Raw genomic sequence first — 18,820 nt, 5'->3', positions numbered from 1 at the left:
ATGGCGAAAATAACCCGCCGCGCCTATGCGGAAATGTTCGGCCCCACCACTGGCGACAAGCTGCGCCTGGCCGACACCGACCTTGTGCTCGAGGTCGAAAAGGACCACACCATCTACGGTGAGGAAGTGAAGTTCGGCGGCGGCAAGGTCATCCGCGACGGCATGGGCCAGGGCCAGCAGCTGGCCGCCGAGATCGCCGACACCATCATCACCAACGCGCTGATCGTGGACGCGGTGACCGGCATCGTGAAGGCGGATGTCGGCCTCAAGGGCGGCAAGATCTGGAAGATAGGCAAGGGCGGCAACCCGGACATCCAGCCGGGCGTCACCATCCCGGTCGGCGCCGGCACCGAGGTCATTGCCGGCGAGGGCATGATCCTTACCGCCGGCGGCATCGACAGCCACATCCACTGGATCTGCCCGCAGCAGATCGACGAGGCGCTGATGAGCGGCGTCACCACCATGCTGGGCGGCGGCACCGGGCCGGCCACCGGCACCTACGCCACCACCTGCACGCCGGGGCCGTGGCACATCCACCGCATGCTGGAAGCGGCGGACGCCTTCCCGATGAACATGGGCTTCTTCGGCAAGGGCAACGCCAGCCTGCCGGGGCCGTTGAAGGAGCAGGTCGAGGCCGGCGTCATCGGCCTCAAGCTGCATGAGGACTGGGGCACCACCCCGGCGGCCATCGACAACTGCCTGACGGTGGCGGACGAGATGGACGTGCAGGTCGCCATCCACACCGACACCCTGAACGAATCCGGCTTCGTCGAGACCACGCTGGCCGCCTTCAAGGGCCGCACCATCCACACCTTCCACACCGAAGGCGCGGGTGGCGGCCATGCGCCGGACATCATCAAGGCGGTGGGCGAGGCCAATGTGCTGCCGTCCTCCACCAACCCGACCCGGCCCTACACGGTGAACACCATAGACGAGCATCTCGACATGCTCATGGTCTGCCATCACCTGGACCCGTCGATTGCCGAGGACGTCGCCTTCGCCGAGTCCCGCATCCGCCGCGAAACCATCGCCGCCGAGGACATCCTGCACGACACCGGCGCCTTCGCCATGATGTCGTCCGACTCTCAGGCCATGGGCCGGGTCGGCGAGGTGGTGATCCGCACCTGGCAGACCGCGCACAAGATGAAGGTGCAGCGCGGCCCGCTGGCGGAGGACGCCGGCAAGGGCAACGACAACTTCCGCATCAAGCGCTACATCGCCAAATACACCATCAACCCGGCCATTACCCACGGCATCGCCCATGTGGTCGGCTCCATCGAGGAAGGCAAACTGGCGGACCTGGTACTGTGGAAGCCCGCATTTTTCGGCGTCAAGCCCAGCCTCATCCTCAAGGGCGGCATGATCGCCGCCGCGGCGATGGGCGACGCCAACGCCTCAATCCCGACGCCGCAGCCGGTGCACTACCGGCCGATGTTCGGCAGCTTCGGCAAGGCGCTGAAGACCTCGGTGACCTTCGTCTCCCAGGCCGCGCTGGCCAACCCGGAGGTGGCCGCGCTCAAGCTCGACAAGCCTCTGGTGGCGGTGCAGGGTTGCCGCGGCGTGCAGAAGGGCGACATGGTGCACAACGGCGCCCGGCCCACGATAGAAGTGGACCCGGAAACCTACGTGGTGCGGGCCGACGGCGAGCTGCTGGTGTGCGAGCCGGCCTCGGTGCTGCCGATGGCGCAGCGCTACTTCCTGTTCTGACGGCACGCGCGACCGCCGGGCGCGGTGGCAGGCACGGGGTGGCTTTGGCTACCCTGTGTCACTTTCCATCGCGCCGGCCGGCGCGGCCCATCGATACCCGTACCCGGAGACATTCCATGACCACGGCCTCCTCCGCTGGCCCGACAGGCGGCGACATGCTGCTGATCGAAGCGCTCTACGAAGGCACCCGCAACGCCACCGACACGCTGGAGCTGGACTTCGGCTACCGCACCAAGAGCCGCCTGCGCGCCAGGCTGGGCTCAGGCGCAGAAGTCGGCCTCTTCCTGCCGCGCGGCACCATCCTGCGCGGCGGCAACCGCCTGCTCGCCAATGACGGCCGGGTGGTGGAAGTGGTGGCCGCCCCGGAAGATCTGATGGAGGTGCGCTGCGCCGATGCGCTCGAGCTGGCGCGCGCCGCCTATCACCTGGGCAACCGCCACGTCGCCGTCGAGCTCGGCGAGGGCTGGTTGCGCATCCAGGCCGACCATGTGCTGGAAGGCATGCTGACCGGGCTGGGCGCCGACGTCGAAGCGCTGCGCGCGCCCTTCGAGCCGGAAGCCGGCGCCTACGCCCACGGCCACCAGCACCCGGGTGACGGCAGCGGCGCTCGCATCCACATGATGGACGGGCAGTGAGCGAAACCGCTTCCGCTGCCGCGGTGCCCGCTCCGGCCGCGCTCGGCCAGCTGCAGTTGGTGCGCCTGCTGCAATTGGCCAGCCCGGCGCTGCCGGTGGGCGCCTACACCTATTCGCAAGGGCTGGAGTGGGCGGTGGAATGCGGCGCGGTACGCGACGAAGCCGGCGCCGGCCGCTGGATAGGCGACCTGCTCAGCCACGGTGCCGGCCGCTTCGAAGCGCCGCTGTTGGCGCGGCTGGTACAGGCCTGGGCGGTTGGCGAGGATGCCGAGGTCGCCCGCCTCAACGACGATTTCATCTGCAGCCGCGAGACCTCGGAGCTGCGCGCCGAGACGCTGCAGATGGGCTATTCCCTGGTGCGCCTGCTGACGGAGCTGGACGCTTTCGCCGGCCTGCCCGGCTGGCGCGAGCGCCTGCGCGGTATCGACTCCCCCGCCTTTCCCACCGCCTGGGCGGCGGCCGCCGCCGCCTGGAACATAGACGCCGGGGCCGCGCTGGCGGCCTACCTGTGGGCCTGGCTGGAAAACCAGGTGATGGCGGCGGTGAAGGCGGTGCCGCTGGGCCAGAGCGCCGGCCAGCGTCTGCTCGCCGGCCTGGGCGCGCGGGTGCCGGAGCTGGCGGCCGCGGCGCTGGTGCTGCCGGAAGCGGAATGGAGCAACTTCACCCCCGGCCTGGCCATCGCCAGCAGCCGGCATGAAACCCAATACACGAGGCTGTTCAGATCATGACATCCCAGACTTCCCACGCCCTGCGCGTCGGTATCGGCGGCCCGGTCGGCTCCGGCAAGACCGCCCTCACCCTGGCGCTGTGCCGCACGCTGCGCGAGCGCTACAACATCGCGGTGGTGACCAACGACATCTACACCGCCGAGGACGCCCAGTTCCTGGTGCGCAACGAGGCGCTGGCGCCGGAGCGCATCATCGGCGTGGAAACCGGCGGCTGCCCGCACACCGCCATCCGCGAGGACGCCTCCATCAACCTGGAGGCGGTGGATCGCCTCAACCAGCGCTTCCCCGGGCTGGAGATCATCTTCGTCGAGTCCGGCGGCGACAACCTGGCGGCCACCTTCTCGCCGGAGCTGTCCGACCTCACGCTGTACGTGATCGACGTTTCCGCCGGCGACAAGATTCCGCGCAAGGGCGGTCCCGGCATCACCAAGAGCGACCTGCTGGTGATCAACAAGATCGACCTCGCGCCCATGGTCGGCGCCTCGCTGGAGGTGATGGACCGCGACGCGAAGAAGATGCGCGGCGAGCGCCCCTTCGTCTTCTCCAACCTCAAGACCGGCCAGGGCCTGGACGAGATCATCGGCTTCATCGAGCGCCAGGGCCTGCTGCGCCCGGCGGCCTGAAGTCGGGCCGCCGGCGCGCCGCCTTGGGCAAGCCCCGGCGCGGTCGTTTAGTATCGCGGCGGTTCCGTCCCTTGCCAGAGGAGTAGGTATGAAGTTGCCCGCCGCCGCACTAAGCGCCGCACTCGCCGTCTGTACGCTGTCCGCCGCCCCGGCGTTTGCCGATGAGGCGCTGGCCAAGGCGAAGAACTGCACCGGTTGCCATGTGCTGGACCAGAAGCGGGTGGGCCCGGCCTTCAAGGACATCGCCGCCCGCTATGCGAAGCAGCCCGGCGCGGTGGACAAGCTCGTCGGCAAGGTGCTCAACGGCAGCGTATGCGAGTGGAGCGTGGTGCCGATGCCGCCGAACAAATACCACGTGAATGAAAGCGAGGCGCGCGAGCTGGTGCAGTGGATACTGGGCACCAATCCGGACGGCAGCGGCTGGGCCAAGGCGGGCACGCCGGTGGGCTGCAGCCCCAAGCTCAACTGAGCCCGGGGCGGATTCCGCGCCAGGTGCTTCAACCGGGTCTGGCGCTTCGCCCGTCTGGCGCCCGCGGCTTCAGCAGCTGCCGCAGGGCACCGTCTGCAGCCAGCCGCCGGCTTCCGCCGCCGGCGCCGGGCGGGCGAAGAAGTAGCCCTGCATCACGTCGCAGCCCAGGGTGCGCAGGGTCTCCACCTGTTCGGCGCGCTCCACCCCCTCGGCGATCAGCTGCAGCCCAAAGCCACGGGCGATGCCGGTGATGGCGGAGATGATGGGATTGGTGGCCGGGCCTTCGAGGTCGCGCACGAAGCTGCGGTCTATCTTCAGCGTGCTCACCGGGAATTTCTGCAGGTAGGCCAGCGCCGAGTAGCCGGTGCCGAAGTCGTCTATCGCCACGCTGAGGCCGGCCTCGCGCAGCTGGCGGACCTTGGCGGCGACGCCGGCGGCGTCCTGCATCATCATGCTCTCGGTGATCTCCAGCTCCAGCTGCGAAGGCGGCAGGCGGTGGCGGGAGACGCAGTCGGTGACCATGCCGACCACGTCGGCGCTGTCGAAGTCGTGCGGTGAGAGGTTGAGCGACATGCGCAGCTCGTCATGGCCGGCCTCGCGCCAGTGGGCGAGCTGGCGGCAGGCCTGCTCCAGCACCCAGCGGCTGATGTCGCCGATCAGCCCGGCCTCTTCGGCCACCGGCACGAAGGCCGCCGGCCCCACCATGCCATGCACCGGATGGTTCCAGCGCAGCAGCGCCTCCATGCCCACCACCCGCTGGTGATGCAGGCTGATCTGCGGCTGGTAGTGCAGCTCCAGCTCGCCGCGCTCCACCGCGCCGCGCAGGTCGTTCTCCAGCGCGATGCGTTCGCGGTAGTGGCTGTTGAGGTCGGGGTCGAAGAAGCGGAAGCCGTTCTTGCCCGACCGCTTCACCTGGTACATGGCGATGTCGGCGGCGCGGGTCAGCTCCTCGGCGTCGTTGCCGTCGCGGGGGAAGAGCGCGATGCCCAGGCTCGCGGTGGCGCGGAAGTCGCCGTGGCTGAGGCGGAAGGGCGGCGCCAGCACCTCCAGGATCTTGCGCGCGATGGTTTCGGCGTCTTCCGGCTGGGCGACGTCCGGCAGCAGCACGGTGAACTCGTCGCCGCCCAGGCGGGCGAGGGTGTCGCCGCGGCGCAGGGTGGCGGACAGGCGTTCGGCGATGCCGCGCAGCAGGGTGTCACCCTCGGCATGGCCGAAGGTGTCGTTCACCAGCTTGAAGCGGTCCACATCCACGAACATCACCGCCAGTGAGCCGCTGCGGCGCTGGGCCTGGGCGATGGCCAGCTCCAGGCGGTCCTTGAACAGCACCCGGTTGGGCAGGCGGGTGAGCTGGTCGTGGTAGGCCTGGAAGGAGATGATCTCCTCGGCGCGCTTGCGTTCCGAGATGTCGCGGGCGACGCCATAGAGGCCGCTGGCCTGGCGGCCGCCCTCGCGCCCCATCATCGGGATGCCGGTGAGGGAGACGGTGATGGATTCCGGGCCGTCATGGCCGTCCATGCCATCGGTGGCGCGGCGCAGCCGCAGCTCGACGTTGAAGCTCTCGGTGGGCATGCCGCGCGGCGACAGCAGCAGGGAGCGCATGCGCTCCATGTCTTCCGGCATCACCAGCGAGACGAAGGGGCGGCGCATCAGCGCGCTGCGCTCGTAGCCGAGCAGGGCCTGAACCCGCGGGTTGATGTAGTTGAAGCAGCCTTCCGCATCCAGCGTGAAGATGAGATCGGGCGAGCTTTCCACCAGGTAGCGGTGCAGCCGCTCCGAAGCCCGCAGGCGCTGGCTCATGGCGCGGTTGGCGCGCTCCAGCGAGGTCTTGTGCAGGGTGCCTTCCACCGCGCGCTGGAGCTGGGCGACATGGTAGGGTTTGCGCACGTAGTCATCCGCGCCGCGGCGCAGCGCGCCGATGGCGGCGTCGATGGCGTCTTCGCCGCTGATCATGATGACCGCCTCTTCGCGCTGGTTCTCGGACAGCCAGTCGAGCAGGGCGAGGCCGGTGGCGTCCGGCAGGCGGTAGTCCAGCAGGATGAGGTCGTAGTGCTGGTGCTGCAGCAGGGCGATGGCGTCGGCGACGCTGCCGCAGTCGTCGAAGCTGCGGCCGCCGCGGGCGAGGACGTGCGGCAGCGTTCGGCGCAACGACGCATCGTCGTCGACGACGAGTATCCGGCATGCAAGCTCCGGGTCGGGGCGGACCTCGGAAGCGGTGCCGAAAAAGGGCTGCTCTCCCGGGATAACCATGACCTCCCTGGTGGTCGGTGGTTGTCGTTTGGTCTTTCTTATAGGTCTTTCGACATAATGCAACAGTCAGCGGGATTGTTCCAGAGGGACGAAGACCTGGAAGCTGGTGCCGCTGCCCGGCTGGCTACGGCAAAGGATGGACGCTTTCCATTGCACCAGGATGTCGCGGACCACGCTCAGCCCCACGCCCTGGTGGCCGCCGCCCTTGCTGGAGGGGCGCGGCGAGAAGAGATCGGCGGCGCGCTCCGGCGGCAGGCCGGGGCCGTTGTCTATCAGGCGGATTTCCACGCAGTTGCGGCCATCCACGCTGACCTGCCCAACCAGGGCAACCGACAGCCGTCCGCCGGGCTGCAGCGCCTCGGAGGCATTGCGGAAAAGGTTCAGCAGCACCTGCTTGAGCGCCGAGGCCGGCATGGCGGCCGGCGCCACGCCGTCGGCGATGCGGAGCTCGAAATGGATGTCGCGGCTGGCGAACAGGGCGTCGCCGTAGACCGTGCGCATCTCCTGAAGCAACTCGCCGACGCGGCAGCGCGGCAGCTCGCTTTCGTCGGCCGGCAGATCGCCGGCGCGGCGCAGCAGGTTGCCGATGCGGTCCAGTTCGGCGTTCAGCAGGCCCATCTCGTCCTGCAGCGCCTCGTCTTCCGGCTGGTTCTGGGCCATCAGGCCCAGCCGTGTCTTGAGCACGGTGAGCGGGTTGGTCGCTTCGTGGGCGATGCGCCGCACATGCTCGCGGAAGCGGCCCTTGAGGGCGTCTTCGCGGGCACCGGCCTGTTCCTGGAGGCGGCGGGCGCCGACGATGGCGCGGGCGCCCGCCCCCAGCAGTTCGTTCAGCAGCCAGCGCTCGGTGGGGCTCAGTTCCTGCTCCCTGTCCACTGCCAGCAGGGCGACCGCATGGCGGCCGTCGGCCAGCGGCAGCGGCAGGCAGCAGAAGCCGCGCCGGCCCAGCCAGCGGCCGATGTGCCAGTCGGCCATGCTGCGGCCGGGAGCGGCGGCGGCCGGCAGGTAAGCGGCTGGCCGGCCGCTGCGCAGTGCCAGGGCGATGACGCTGCTTTCGTCTTCTTCGCGCAGCCGTAACTCCTGGATGCGGGCGGCGGCGGTGCCGGCGGGGCAGGGCAGCAGCGGATGCAGCAGGCCGTCGTCCGCCGCGGCGAGCAGCAGGAACTGGCGCTGGCCGGTGAGCAGCGGCGTGGCGATGCGCAGGCGGGCGGCGGTGGCTTCTTCGGACTGGTCGGCGAAGGCGGCGGTGACCAGCCCGTGCAGGGCGGCGCTGCGGAAAGGGTCGTCGGCGATGCCGGGGGCGCTGGCCGGCAGCGCTGGCAGCCGCGGCGCCGGTGGCGGGTAGGCGGCATGGCCGGAGACGATGTAGCCGACGTCGGTGCGCAGGCTGTGCAGGCTGCCGGTGGTGAGTCCGGTGAGGCTGGCGATGCGCTCGCCACGCGTCTCCCAGCCTTTGCCGGCGAGGGAGTCGGCGGCTTTCAGCAGTCGCACCAGCGGATGCGCGGCCAGGGCCTGTTCGTCCAGCAGCGGACCGAGCTCGACCGCGTCGGCCAGGGTGTCCGGCAGGCCACAGGCATGCACCAGACGGGCGAGGTGGCTGCGGCCGTCGTCGGCGAGGAAGAGCGGGCCGGGGTCTTCGCTGTCGCCGCTGCGCTGGCCGAGGCCCAGCGCCGAGGGCGTGAGCCAGAGGCCACCTAGGTAGGCTTCGTCCGGCCGCGGATAGCGGGTTTCCAGCGCCAGGTGCAGGGCACATTCGGCCACCAGCAGGGCACGCTGGCCGTCGCCGCCGTTATCCGTCTGCGGCAAGCCCAGCAGCCAGGCGCGCAGCAGGTCGGCGCCCAGGGTGGAGAGGCGCTGGCGCAGCGCCAGGTCCAGGCCGCCGTCCAGCTCGCCTTCCGCCAGCGGTGCGGCCAGCAGCAGGAGCAGGCACAGCGCCGGGTCGCGTGCGGCCACCAGTGCCGCCTCCGCCCAGTTGGGCGTTGCGGTGGCGAGCAGGCGCAGCAGCGTGGCGCTGCTTTCCGGCAGGGGCTGAGGGCGGAACGCGCTGGGCGCGGCGGGGGTCATCGGAGGCGCTGAGCCGGTCGTTGGTGTTTGGCCGGATTGTAACCAGCGCCCCCGCCGGGGGATGTGATCGAAGTCGCGTTGCCGCGGGGATATGCGACTTTAGTTGAATCCGGAGCGCGTTGCGCGTTCCGGGGTATGTCGCGCAAGCCTCAGTTAACACGGAAGAAACGTACCGTTTCCTGCAGCCGGTTGGCTTGGGCCTGTAGTTCCTCGGCGGTAGCAGCCAGCTCCTCGGAGGAGGAGGCATTGTGCTGGGTAGCCTGGCTGACCTGGCTCACCGCCACGCTGATCTGGGCGGCGCCGCCGGCCTGCTCTTCGGAGGCGAGGGCGATCTCCTTCACCAGTGCGGCGTTCCTCTGGATGCTGGGCAACAGCTCCTCGAACAGGCTGCCGGTGCGCTCGGCCAGCCTGACGCTGGAGCCGGCCAGCTCGCCGATCTCGCGGGCCGCGACCTGGCTGCGTTCGGCCAGCTTGCGCACCTCGGCGGCGACCACGGCGAAGCCCTTGCCGTGCTCGCCGGCGCGGGCGGCCTCGATGGCGGCGTTCAGGGCCAGCAGGTTCGTCTGGTAGGCGATGTCGTCCACGATGCCGATTTTCTGTGCGATGGCCTGCATGGCCCCCACGGTTTCGCTGACCGCCTCGCCGCCGGCCTGGGCGTCGGTGGCGGCGCGGGCGGCGATGGCTTCGGTGGCGCCGGCGTTCTCGCGGTTGTGGGCGATGGAGGCGGCCATCTGTTCGACGGAGGCGGTGGTCTCCTCGATGTTGGCCGCCTGCTCGCTGGCGGCCTGCGACAGCGACTGGGAGGTGAGGCTGACCTGGGCGGAGGCGTTGGCGAGCGAGGCGGTGGATTCCAGCACCTCGATCAGCGTGCTGCGGGTGCGCTCTATCATCCGCTCGGTGGCCTTCATCATGTGGCCGACCTCGTCGTTGCCGGTGCTCTCGGCATGCACGGTGAGGTCGCCCTCGGCCAGCGCTTCCATCACCGCCTGCATCTGCTGCACCGGCCGCGCCACGCTGCGCATCACCACCACGCCGAAGGCCACCATCAGCACCAGGGTGAGGGTGGCCAGACCGCCCTGGCTCAGCGCGCTGTCGCGGAACACCGCATCCACGTCATCCACGTATATGCCGGAACCTATCACCCAGTTCCACGGCTTGAAGCCGGCGACATAGGAGATCTTGGGCACCGGTTCGGTGCTGCCGGGCTTGTTCCAGTGGTACTCGACGAAGCCGGCGCCCTTGTCGCGCACCACCGCGGTCATGTCGGCGAACAGGCGCTTGCCGTTGGTGTCCTTGAAGTCGGTGAGGTCCTTGCCCAGCAGTTGCTGCGAGGTCGGGTGCATCACCATGCGGTTCTCGCCGCTGTGGATCCAGAAGTACTCCTGGCCGTCGTAGCGCAGCTCCTGCAGCGTCTTCATGGCTGCCTGCTGCGCCGCCGCTTCGCTCATCTCGCCGGCCTGGGCCTGGGCGTGGTAGCGGGTGACCACGCCCAGCGCCACTTCGACCACGTTGCGGGTCTTGAGCTTGCGGTCTTCCACCAGGTTGTCGCGCAAGCTGGTGAGGCCGATGACGATGTTGACCAGGTAGCCAAGCACCGCCAGGGCGATCAGCAAGCCGATCTTGTGACCGATCTTCAGATTCTTCATCACGCCTCCCCGGGCGTTGGTTGGGTGGAATCAGGCTTGCAGGCTGTCGGCGAAGCCGAGGGCGATCAGCTGGGCGCGGTTGAGCTGTTCGCGCTCCAGGTGCAACTCCTCGGCGGCGGCCAGCAGGTTGGCGGCGTCGAAGCTCTCGCAGTGGCGCGCCAGGCGCAGGAAGGGGGCGAACTCGCCTTGGTCGTGCAGCAGGGCATCGGTGACAGGCGCGGGCAGCAGCATTTCGTTGAGCAGGGTCTGCATCGAGGTGCCGAGCAGGACGTGCAGCAGGGAGAAGGCGCCAGTGATGAAGAGGTTGTCGCGCTCGGACTTGTCGAAGTAGGCGGAGCCTATCTCCTCCATGAAGCGGCCGCGGGCGATGGCGGTCTGCATCATCGCCGGCGCGCCGGGGTCGCGGCTGGCGGTGACCAGCAGCAGCGACAGCCACTTGTTGAGGTTGGTGTAGCCGAGGATGCTGACCGCGTGGCGGAAGGACTGGATTTCGCACATCAGGCCGAAGCCGGCGGAGTTGATGTAGCGCAGCAGCTTGTAGGACAGCGCCACGTCCTGCTTCAGCACCGCCTCGATTTCCTTGATGTCGCCGTTGTTGCGGACGAGGTTGAGCAGGCGGACGATCTGCGCATGGCCGGGTGACAGCGATTTCGCCACCGGGTTGCCGTTGAGGAAGAACCAGCCGGAGGCGCCGTCGTAGCCCTTGCCCACCGCCTCGCGGAAGGCCGGCACGTCGGGCAGGCCCCAGGCCAGCGCCAGGCCGGGGGCGCCATCCGGCGCCGGATGCTTGCGCGCATCCATCAGCGAGAAGCGCCAGTCGGCGCCGGCCGGCACCACGCCGCCCGGCGTATGCCAGGTGAGGCAGACGCTGTTGCGGGTTTCGCGCAGCTGCGGCAGCAGCGCCTGGGTCTGCGGATGATTCAGTGCCTGGGCCGGAATCTCGATCATGGCGTTGGCTGGAATCTGCCAGGCCAGCAGATCGGGCGTGGGCACGAGGCGGCCCAGGCTGACGAAGACGGTGTGGTGGCCCGGCCAGACGTCCGCCAGCTCGTTCAGGGTTTCCGCCACCGCCGCGATGTTGGGCCCGTGGGCGACCAGCCGGTTGGCGGTGATCGCCCGGTTCTTGTTGACCACGGGCTCGCGGGTGAGGACGGTCGTCTGGCTCATGCGTTTGGCGTCAGCTCGCTGGGTTGGCGAAGGTGAAGGCGTCGGCGTGGAAGGCGTCCTCAGGCAGGCCGCGGGTGCCGACGAAAGTCTGGCGGGCCGCATCCACCATGGCCGGCGCGCCGCAGACGTACACCTCGTGGCCGGAGAGATCGGCGAAGTCGGCCAGCACCGCTTCATGCACCAGGCCGCGGCGGCCGTCCCAGGCTTCATCCTTCGCTTCCGACAGCACCGGAATATAACGGAAGCCAGAGAGCATGGCGGCCCAATCTCGCGCCAGCGTGTCCATATACACGCCGGTGGCGTCGCGCGCCCCCCAGTAGAGCGTGATCGGCCGCTGCAGGCCGACATGGATGGCGTGCTCCACCATGCCCTTGATCGGCGCGAAGCCGGTGCCGCCGGCCACCAGCACGATGGGGCGCTGGCTGTCTTCGCGTAGCCAGAAGGTGCCCAGCGGCCCCTCGAAACGCAGGATCTCCTTCTCCTTCATGCCTTCGAAGACGTGGCCGGTGAAGCGGCCACCGTCGATCCGGCGCACATGCAGCTCCAGCCGGCCGGCGTCATGCGGCGCGTTGGCGATGGAGAAGCTGCGGCGCTGGCCGTCGGCCAGCAGGATGTCGATGTACTGGCCGGCGCGGAACTGGAAGGCCTCGCTGGCGGGCAGCTTGAGCTCGATGATCATCACGTCCGGCGCCGCCAGCTCCAGCTTCTGCACCCGGCAAGGCAGCTTCTTCACCGGGATGTCGCCAGCGCGGGTGACGTTGCGCGCTTCCAGCTCCAGGTCGGAACAGGCGCGGGCGCGGCAGAACAGGGCGTAGCCGGCGTCGCGGTCGGCGGGCGGCAGCGCGCCTTCGGAATACAGGCCGCGGTCCAGCTCGCCGCTCAGCACCTTGCCCTTGCAGGCACCACAGGCGCCGTCGCGGCAGCTGTAGGGCAGCAGCAGGCCGGCCTGCAGCGCCGCTTCGAGTATGGTCTGGTCGGGGGCGGCCTCGAAGGTCTGGCCACCGGGCTGGAGCGTGATCTGGAACGACATGGGCGTGGGATAGAATGGATCGATGAAAAGACTGTTGATCGTCGGCGGTGGCGACGTCGCCAGGCGGGCCATCCCGTGGCTGGTGCGGCGTTTCCGCGTGTATGTGCTGTCGCGCCGGCCTGAAGGCGCTGCCGCCCTGCGGGCGCTGGGCGCGCTGCCCATCGCCGGCGACCTCGACGACCGCCGCAGCCTGCGTCGGCTGAGCGGCCTGGCCGACGCGGTGTTGCACTTCGCGCCGCCCCCGGCGCATGGCGAGGGCGACCCTCGCACGGCGCGCTTGGCTGCGGCGCTGGCGGGTCGGCGGAGTCTACCACCACAGCGCCTTGTATACATAAGCACGACAGGGGTTTACGGCGACTGCGCGGGCGCCTGGGCGGACGAGTGCCGGCCCTGTAAACCCGCCAGCGCGCGGGCGCGGCGGCGGGTGGCGGCCGAGAATGCGCTGCGTGGCTTCGGTCGCCGCAACGGTGTTGCCGTCGGCATATTGCGTGCCCCTGGCATTTACGCCGCCGACCGTCTGCCGCTGGAGCGCCTGCAACGCGGCGACCCGGTGTTGAGCGCCGACGACGATGTGCATACCAACCACATCCACGCCGAAGACCTCGCCCGCCTTGCCTGTGCGGCGCTGTTCCGCCTGCGCGGCGGCCGGGTGGTGAACGCGGTGGATGACAGCGCGCTGAAGATGGGCGACTACTTCGATCGCGTCGCCGATGCCTTCGGCCTGGCGCGGCCGCCGCGCCTGGCGCGCGCGGAGATCACCCAAGTGCTGTCGCCGCTGACGCTGTCCTTCATGGCCGAATCGCGCCGCCTGTGCAACCACAGGCTGAAGCGCGAGTTGCGGCTGGCGCTGCGCTATCCCACGGTGGACGACGGCCTGCGCGCCGCCCTCGCCGAACGCTGAACATCCCTTGCCTGGAGTTTTTTCCCGATGCTGGTGCTGAAGTCGCTGCACATCATTTTCGTCGTCAGCTGGTTCGCTGGCCTGTTCTACCTGCCGCGCCTGTTCGTCAATCACGCCATGGTGGAGGACGCCGCCACCGCCGAGCGGTTGGCGCTGATGGAGCACAAGCTCTACCGCTTCATGACGCCGCTGGGCATCCTCGCCGTCGGCCTCGGCCTGTGGCTGTGGTTCGGCTACGGCTTCAGCGGCGGCTGGCTGCACGCCAAGACCACGCTGGTGGTTGGCCTCATTGCCTATCACCTCTACTGCGGCAGGCTGATGCGCGACTTTGCCGCCGGCCGCAACCGCCGCAGCCACCGCTGGTACCGGGTGTTCAACGAAGTGCCGGTGCTGGTGCTGTTCGCGGTGGTCTTCCTGGTGGTGCTGAAGCCCTTCTGAGCCGTTCAGGGCGCCGGCGGCCGGCTGGCGGCGGCCAGTTCTTCCATCGTATTGATGTTGCGGAAGGCCGCCGCCACATCGTCGAAATTCACTTCCACGGCTTTTACCGCCGCATGCCACTGCGACACCTTGCGGCCGCCGCCGTCGAGGAAGGCGCGCAGCGAGCCGGCCAGCTCGCGCCGGCACAGGCAGAACACCGGCTGGCTGCGGCCTTCGCTGCGCGCCACCGCCAGGTCGGCCTGGGTGGCGAGCAACGCGGCGGCGAGGCGGGCGACCAGGTCGGTCGGCAGGAAGGGCGAGTCGCAGGGCGCGGTCGCCACCAGCGGGTGGCGCGCCTGCAGCAGCGCCGCATGCAGGCCGGCGAGCGGGCCGGGCTGGCCGGGAATGTCGTCGCCGAATACCGGGTAGCCCAGCGCCGCATAGGCCTCCGCATTGCGGTTGGCGTTGATCAGCACCTCGTCCACCTGCGGCGCCAGCCGCGCCAGCGCCCAGGCTGCCATCGGCTTGCCGTCCAGCGTCACCAGCCCCTTGTCGACGCCGCCCATGCGGCTGCCCTGGCCGCCAGCGAGCAGTACGCCGGTGACGGCGGGCAGGGGGGAAGCGGGAGACGTGTCGGACATGGTGGCGGCGACGGCGTGAAGGGAGGGCGGTCCGGAGATTCTAGCCCGGTGCGGCAGCCAAGCCGGCGCGCGGCCATCCCGCGTCGCCCCCCGGGCGCCGCCAGCCGGCCTAACGCCGCCGCGCCACGGCGATACAATGCCGCCTTTTCGCGGGTCCGCCCGCCGTCACCGGAGTCCGCCATGGCCGAACATTTCTTTTCCCCCTGCCCGCGCGGCCTAGAGGCCCTGCTGGTGGAGGAACTGCGCGATTGCGGCGCGACCGCGGCGGAGGCAGTGCATGGCGGCGTGACCTGGCAGGGCGACTGGAGCGCCTGCTACCGCGCCAACCTGGAGAGCCGGCTGGCGACGCGGGTGCTGTGGCGGGTGGGCATGGGCCGCTACCGCGGCGAGATCGACATCTACAAGCTGGCCTACAGCGTTACCTGGGCGAAGTGGTTCACCCCGGACGACACCCTGCGCATCTACGTCACCGCGCAGAAGTCGCCGCTGAAGAGCCTGGAATTCATCACCCTGAAGATCAAGGACGCGGTGTGCGACCACTTCCGCACCGTGGCCGGCCGCCGGCCCAGCGTGGATACCGCCAACCCGGCGGTGCGCATCCATGCCTTCCTCACCGCCGACACCGCCACCCTCTACATCGATACCTCCGGCGAGCCGCTGTACAAGCGCGGCTTCAAGCCGGCCGCGGTGGAGGCGCCGCTGAAGGAGAACCTGGCCGCCGGCATCCTGCGCCTGTCCGGCTGGCAGCCGGGCGAAACCCTGCTGGACCCGATGTGCGGCAGTGGCACTTTCCTGCTGGAGGCGGCGCAGATGGCGCTGGATATCGCCCCCGGTCTCGGCCGCCATTTCGCCTTCGAGCGCCTGCGCCACTTCGACCGTGCCGCCTGGGCGGCGCTGCGTGGCGCGGCGGAGAAGCGCCGGCAAGCGGCGCGGCCGCTGCCCATCTTCGGCTCCGACATCGTCGGCGAGTTGGTCCGCCGCAGCCGCGAGAACCTGCAGGCCGCCGGCCTGGCCGAGTGCGTGACGCTGGACCGCGCCGACGTGCTGGAGCGCCAGCCGCCGGCCGCCGAAGGCGTGATGGTGAGCAATCCGCCCTACGGCGTGCGCATCGGCGAGGCGGAGGAACTGGCCGCTTTCTACCCGCGTCTGGGCGACGCGCTGAAGCAGCGCTGGAGCGGCTGGCGTTGCCTGTTCTTCAGTGGCGACACCGCGCTGCCCAAGCTCATCGGCCTCAAGGCCAGCCGGCGCACGCCGCTGTTCAACGGCGCGCTGGAGTGCCGGCTGTACGAATACCGCATGATCGCGGGCAGCATGCGGCGGCGCCCGGCGGAGGACGATTCAAGTTCCTGAGCCGGCGGCCGCAATACTTCTTTGCCACCAGAAAAAAGGAGAACAGCGATGGCGAAGTACCGGGCGACCCCCACCGCCCTGGAGCGGACGATGCGGGAGAACGATTTCATCGTCTCCAAGACCGACCTCAAGGGCCGCATCACCTACTGCAACCGCATCTTCATCGAGTTCGCCGGCTACGCCGAACACGAGCTGCTGGGCGCGCCGCACAACCTCATCCGCCATCCGGACATGCCGCGCGGCGTGTTCCAGTTCCTGTGGGACAGCCTGCACGCCGAGCGCGAGTGCTTCGCCTACGTCAAGAACATGAGCAAGGACGGCGGCTTCTACTGGGTGCTCGCCAACGTCACCCCTTCCTACGGCGAGGACGGTCGCGTCGAGGGCTACTTCTCGGTGCGGCGCAAGCCGCCCGCCGCCGCGGTGCAGGCCTGCACCGCGCTCTACCGCGACATGCTGGCGGCGGAGCAGAAAGCCGGCCCGCGCGACGCCATGTCGGCCTCGCTCGCCCTACTCACCGAGGTACTTGCCGCCAAAGGACTGAGCTATGAGCAATTCGTCCTTTCTTTCTAAGCTGCGGCTGCAGCTTCTCGCCCTCAACCTGCTGCTGGCCGGCGTTGCGCTGGCGGTACTGGCGCTGCGCGGCTGGCAGGGCGTGGACTTCGCCTGGACCGGCACGGTGCTGGTGGTCGCCATCGTCTCCAGCCTGCTCTACCTGCGCGCGGCGGCCTCCGCGCTGCGGCCGCTGGAGGCGGTGTCGCGGGTGCTGCGGGATGCGGCGGCCGGCAAGGTGGGCGGCCGCGTCACCGGCATGGGCGAGGGCGAGTTCGCCGCCTTGTGCTGGGACATGAATGACATGCTGGACCAGCTGGAAACCTGCTTCCGCGAACAGCGCAGCGCGCTGGCCAGCGCTGGCCGCGGCGAGTTCCACCGCCCTGCCCAGTCCGCCGGCCTGCACGGCGTGTTCCGCCAGGCGCTGGAAGACAGCAACCAGTCGCTGGCGGTCATGGAGCGTACCTGGCGCGAGGACAGGCGCAACCACCTGCTGTCGCGCACCGGCCAGCTCAACTCCGCCAATCTGCTGAACAACATGCGCACCAACCAGCAAGACATGCTGGGCATCGTTTCCGCCACCGAGGAGCTGGAGCGGCTGGTCGCGAGTACCGCCGGCGAGGCCGACAGCAGCCGGGAATCCATGCGGGTGGTGGTGGACGACCTGGCCGCCATCGCCGCCAAGGTGGAGCGCGTGGGCGGCGAAGTGGAGCAGCTCAACGCCCGCAGCGGCGAGATCACCCGCTCGGTGGACCTGATCAAGGGCATCGCCGACCAGACCAACCTGCTGGCGCTGAACGCCGCCATCGAAGCCGCCCGCGCCGGCGAGGCCGGCCGCGGCTTCGCGGTGGTGGCGGACGAGGTGCGCAAGCTGGCGGAGAACACCATAGGCGCATCCAATGAGATCGCCGGCGTGATGACCGCGCTGCGCGAGGAAGCCGCGCAGATGCAGGAGGACGCGGCGCAGATGCGGCAACTGGCCGAGGCCTCCCGCGGCAGCGTCGCCGAACTGGAGGCACGCTTCAGCGCTTTCGCCGACGGCGCCCGGCAATCGCTGGCGCGCATCGACTATGTGCACGACGTCAGCTTCACCTCGCTGGCCAAGGTGGATCACTTTGTGTTCAAGCAGAACGCCTACCTGACGCTGGACCACGGCACCGCCTCCGAGCAGGCCGCCGCGGTGCATGTCAGCGGCGACGACTGCCGCCTGGGCCGCTGGCTGGCGTCGGCGGAGGCGCAGCGCTTTGCCGGCCTGGAAGCCTACCGCCGCCTTGCCCAGCCGCACGGCGCGGTGCACAAGCGCATGGCCGATGCGGTGGCGCTGATGGACGGCGGCTGGGAAACGGACGCCCGGGTGCAGGAGGACATCCTCGCCGCTTTCCGCGACGCCGAGCAGGCCAGCGAAGAGGTGGTGGAACTGCTGGACCGCATGGTGGCGGAGCGGCACAGCAAGCCGATGGCGGGGTGAGCCCGGGGTGAGGGGCGAGGCCGCGCGCGGGTCTATCATCGGCGGCGCGCTTCGGCGCCGGGTCTGACCGCCGCCCGCCCGCCATCTGCCGGCTGTGCGCCGCCGCAGAAGCGCGCCAGAATGCGGACGCGGCCGGCTTGGGCGGGGCGGCCGTTCCGCTCAACCCGGCCCGGCCGCAACCATGAGGACTCTCCATGCAGCTCTACTACGCTCCGACCTCGCCCTTCGTGCGCAAGGTCATGGTCTGCGCCCACCTGCTCGGCGTCGCCGGCAGCATCGAACAGCTCGCAGCCGCCGCCCATCCGGTGAAGCGCGACAAACGCATCGGCAGCTTCAACCCGCTCGCCCAGGTGCCATCGGCGCAGACCGACGATGGCCTCTTCCTGTACGACAGCCGGGTGATCTGCGAATACCTGGATACGACCCACGGCGGCGGCTTGTTTCCCGCCGCCGGCCCGGCGCGCTGGCAGGCGCTAACCCGCCAGGCCCTGGGCGACGGCCTGCTCAACGCCGCGGTGCTGACCCGCTACGAGCGCGTCGCCCGGCCGCCGGAGCTGCATTGGCAACCGTGGGAAGACGGTCAGCTGGAGAAGGTGCGCGACGCCCTGGCAGAGATGGAGCGCCAGGCGGCGGCGCTGGGGGTGGAGGGCTGCGACATCGGCGAGATCACCTTCGGCTGCGCCCTGGGCTACCTGGATTTCCGCTTCCCGGAGCTCGATTGGCGTGGCGGCCATCCGCAACTCGCCGCCTGGTTCGCCCGCTTCGACGCGCAGCCTGCAATGGCGGCAACCCGGCCGCACGATTGAGGGGTTTCCCCTGCGGCGGCCTCTTGCGTCTGCGCCAATCGTACTCAGCCAAGCTGGCAGTGCCGCAAGCGCACCCCCTCTCCCCTCGTGGGAGAGGGTTGGGGAGAGGGGGCGCCCCGTCAGGGGCGGCTACGTGCGAGGTTGGTGAGCGCTTCCTCCCCTCGCCCATCCGGGTCGTGATCACCCACCCGCATGCCGGAACTCATCCGCATGCATGCCCAGGCGGGCGAGCTTGTCGTACAGGGTCTTCTTCGGCAATTGCAGGCGCTCGGCGGCGGTGGCGACGTTGCCGCCGCATTCCTGCAGGGCTTCGCTGATGAAGCGGCGCTCGGCCTGCTCCAGGCGGCGGGCCAGCGGCAGGGCGCGGTCGTCGCC

General features: G+C 69.7%; 18 protein-coding genes. 11 read left to right on the top strand and 7 right to left on the bottom strand.

Going from position 1 to position 18,820, the window contains the following annotated elements; translation table 11 throughout:
• The 5 genes from ureC to GRF61_RS11670 all read left to right on the top strand — a co-directional run bounded on the left by ureC (position 1) and on the right by GRF61_RS11670 (position 4,162).
• Positions 1–1,707, top strand: a complete 1,707-nt coding sequence (gene ureC, locus GRF61_RS11690) for an urease subunit alpha (protein WP_169150831.1) — start codon at positions 1–3, stop codon at positions 1,705–1,707.
• 155 nt (positions 1,708–1,862) lie between these two features.
• Positions 1,863–2,342: an urease accessory protein UreE gene (gene ureE, locus GRF61_RS11685; RefSeq protein ID WP_169150855.1), complete on the top strand. Its 480-nt coding sequence runs from the start codon at positions 1,863–1,865 to the stop codon at positions 2,340–2,342.
• Positions 2,339–3,070 (top strand): urease accessory UreF family protein, encoded by a 732-nt coding sequence (locus GRF61_RS11680; RefSeq protein ID WP_348982386.1) that lies wholly within the window; start codon positions 2,339–2,341, stop codon positions 3,068–3,070. Before ureE ends, GRF61_RS11680 begins: the two co-directional genes overlap by 4 nt.
• Complete coding sequence (gene ureG, locus GRF61_RS11675; protein WP_169150830.1) at positions 3,067–3,693, top strand: urease accessory protein UreG; 627 nt, start codon at positions 3,067–3,069, stop codon at positions 3,691–3,693. Before GRF61_RS11680 ends, ureG begins: the two co-directional genes overlap by 4 nt.
• Before the next feature lie 88 nt (positions 3,694–3,781).
• The gene (locus GRF61_RS11670) at positions 3,782–4,162 is read left to right on the top strand and encodes a c-type cytochrome (RefSeq protein ID WP_348982385.1); all 381 of its coding nucleotides are present in this window, start codon (positions 3,782–3,784) and stop codon (positions 4,160–4,162) included.
• A gap of 69 nt (positions 4,163–4,231) precedes the next feature.
• Here GRF61_RS11670 and GRF61_RS11665 read toward each other — a convergent pair whose 3' ends face one another.
• The 5 genes from GRF61_RS11665 to GRF61_RS11645 form a co-directional block, all read right to left on the bottom strand.
• Positions 4,232–6,409, bottom strand: a complete 2,178-nt coding sequence (locus GRF61_RS11665; RefSeq protein ID WP_169150829.1) for an EAL domain-containing protein — start codon at positions 6,407–6,409, stop codon at positions 4,232–4,234.
• A gap of 66 nt (positions 6,410–6,475) precedes the next feature.
• The gene (locus tag GRF61_RS25045) at positions 6,476–8,470 is read right to left on the bottom strand and encodes an ATP-binding protein (RefSeq protein ID WP_169150828.1); all 1,995 of its coding nucleotides are present in this window, start codon (positions 8,468–8,470) and stop codon (positions 6,476–6,478) included.
• Positions 8,471–8,619: 149 nt separating this feature from the next.
• Positions 8,620–10,116, bottom strand: coding sequence for a methyl-accepting chemotaxis protein (locus GRF61_RS11655; protein WP_169150827.1), 1,497 nt, complete (start codon positions 10,114–10,116; stop codon positions 8,620–8,622).
• Between the two features lie 30 nt (positions 10,117–10,146).
• Positions 10,147–11,283 (bottom strand): HDOD domain-containing protein, encoded by a 1,137-nt coding sequence (locus GRF61_RS11650; protein ID WP_169150826.1) that lies wholly within the window; start codon positions 11,281–11,283, stop codon positions 10,147–10,149.
• Between the two features lie 10 nt (positions 11,284–11,293).
• Complete coding sequence (locus tag GRF61_RS11645) at positions 11,294–12,313, bottom strand: CDP-6-deoxy-delta-3,4-glucoseen reductase (protein WP_169150825.1); 1,020 nt, start codon at positions 12,311–12,313, stop codon at positions 11,294–11,296.
• 22 nt (positions 12,314–12,335) lie between these two features.
• Here GRF61_RS11645 and GRF61_RS11640 point away from each other — a divergent pair, with 22 nt between their 5' ends.
• Entirely contained in the window at positions 12,336–13,214 is an 879-nt protein-coding gene (locus tag GRF61_RS11640; protein ID WP_169150824.1) for an NAD-dependent epimerase/dehydratase family protein, read from the top strand.
• A gap of 27 nt (positions 13,215–13,241) precedes the next feature.
• Positions 13,242–13,652: a CopD family protein gene (locus GRF61_RS11635; protein WP_133590168.1), complete on the top strand. Its 411-nt coding sequence runs from the start codon at positions 13,242–13,244 to the stop codon at positions 13,650–13,652.
• Positions 13,653–13,657: 5 nt separating this feature from the next.
• Here the strand turns inward: GRF61_RS11635 and mobA are convergent, their stop codons facing one another.
• Positions 13,658–14,272 (bottom strand): molybdenum cofactor guanylyltransferase MobA, encoded by a 615-nt coding sequence (gene mobA / locus GRF61_RS11630; RefSeq protein ID WP_169150823.1) that lies wholly within the window; start codon positions 14,270–14,272, stop codon positions 13,658–13,660.
• Between the two features lie 180 nt (positions 14,273–14,452).
• Here mobA and GRF61_RS11625 point away from each other — a divergent pair, with 180 nt between their 5' ends.
• From GRF61_RS11625 to GRF61_RS11610, 4 genes are all read left to right on the top strand, one after another.
• Entirely contained in the window at positions 14,453–15,622 is a 1,170-nt protein-coding gene (locus tag GRF61_RS11625) for a THUMP domain-containing protein (RefSeq protein ID WP_169150822.1), read from the top strand.
• Between the two features lie 48 nt (positions 15,623–15,670).
• A complete protein-coding gene (locus tag GRF61_RS11620) occupies positions 15,671–16,192 on the top strand; it encodes a PAS domain-containing protein (protein WP_169150821.1) in 522 nt (173 codons plus the stop codon).
• Positions 16,167–17,639, top strand: coding sequence for a methyl-accepting chemotaxis protein (locus GRF61_RS11615; protein WP_169150820.1), 1,473 nt, complete (start codon positions 16,167–16,169; stop codon positions 17,637–17,639). The genes GRF61_RS11620 and GRF61_RS11615 overlap by 26 nt, the downstream gene beginning before the upstream one ends.
• A gap of 194 nt (positions 17,640–17,833) precedes the next feature.
• Entirely contained in the window at positions 17,834–18,445 is a 612-nt protein-coding gene (locus GRF61_RS11610; protein ID WP_169150819.1) for a glutathione S-transferase family protein, read from the top strand.
• A 180-nt stretch (positions 18,446–18,625) separates the two neighbouring features.
• On the opposite strand, the gene GRF61_RS11605 is transcribed toward GRF61_RS11610, so the two are convergent.
• Positions 18,626–18,820, bottom strand: a 195-nt coding sequence (locus tag GRF61_RS11605; RefSeq protein WP_282447194.1) for a helix-turn-helix domain-containing protein, incomplete at its 5' end; no start/stop codon positions are given.

The sequence above is a fragment of the Azoarcus sp. TTM-91 genome (assembly GCF_012911025.1).
In the GTDB taxonomy this organism is placed as follows: Bacteria; Pseudomonadota; Gammaproteobacteria; order Burkholderiales; family Rhodocyclaceae; genus Azoarcus.
This window is presented reverse-complemented; position numbering and strand designations above follow the sequence as displayed.

Excerpts from the sequence above, each read along its gene's own strand:
- ureC (WP_169150831.1), top strand. The coding sequence starts at position 1 with ATGGCGAAAATAACCCGCCGCGCCTATGCGGAAATGTTCGGCCCCACC.
- mobA (WP_169150823.1), bottom strand. The coding sequence starts at position 14,272 with ATGTCCGACACGTCTCCCGCTTCCCCCCTGCCCGCCGTCACCGGCGTA.
- GRF61_RS11615 (WP_169150820.1), top strand. The coding sequence starts at position 16,167 with ATGAGCAATTCGTCCTTTCTTTCTAAGCTGCGGCTGCAGCTTCTCGCC.
- GRF61_RS11650 (WP_169150826.1), bottom strand. The coding sequence starts at position 11,283 with ATGAGCCAGACGACCGTCCTCACCCGCGAGCCCGTGGTCAACAAGAAC.
- GRF61_RS11620 (WP_169150821.1), top strand. The coding sequence starts at position 15,671 with ATGGCGAAGTACCGGGCGACCCCCACCGCCCTGGAGCGGACGATGCGG.
- GRF61_RS11665 (WP_169150829.1), bottom strand. The coding sequence starts at position 6,409 with ATGGTTATCCCGGGAGAGCAGCCCTTTTTCGGCACCGCTTCCGAGGTC.
- ureG (WP_169150830.1), top strand. The coding sequence starts at position 3,067 with ATGACATCCCAGACTTCCCACGCCCTGCGCGTCGGTATCGGCGGCCCG.
- ureE (WP_169150855.1), top strand. The coding sequence starts at position 1,863 with ATGCTGCTGATCGAAGCGCTCTACGAAGGCACCCGCAACGCCACCGAC.
- GRF61_RS11670 (WP_348982385.1), top strand. The coding sequence starts at position 3,782 with ATGAAGTTGCCCGCCGCCGCACTAAGCGCCGCACTCGCCGTCTGTACG.
- GRF61_RS11640 (WP_169150824.1), top strand. The coding sequence starts at position 12,336 with ATGAAAAGACTGTTGATCGTCGGCGGTGGCGACGTCGCCAGGCGGGCC.
- GRF61_RS11610 (WP_169150819.1), top strand. The coding sequence starts at position 17,834 with ATGCAGCTCTACTACGCTCCGACCTCGCCCTTCGTGCGCAAGGTCATG.
- GRF61_RS11655 (WP_169150827.1), bottom strand. The coding sequence starts at position 10,116 with ATGAAGAATCTGAAGATCGGTCACAAGATCGGCTTGCTGATCGCCCTG.
- GRF61_RS11625 (WP_169150822.1), top strand. The coding sequence starts at position 14,453 with ATGGCCGAACATTTCTTTTCCCCCTGCCCGCGCGGCCTAGAGGCCCTG.
- GRF61_RS25045 (WP_169150828.1), bottom strand. The coding sequence starts at position 8,470 with ATGACCCCCGCCGCGCCCAGCGCGTTCCGCCCTCAGCCCCTGCCGGAA.
- GRF61_RS11635 (WP_133590168.1), top strand. The coding sequence starts at position 13,242 with ATGCTGGTGCTGAAGTCGCTGCACATCATTTTCGTCGTCAGCTGGTTC.
- GRF61_RS11645 (WP_169150825.1), bottom strand. The coding sequence starts at position 12,313 with ATGTCGTTCCAGATCACGCTCCAGCCCGGTGGCCAGACCTTCGAGGCC.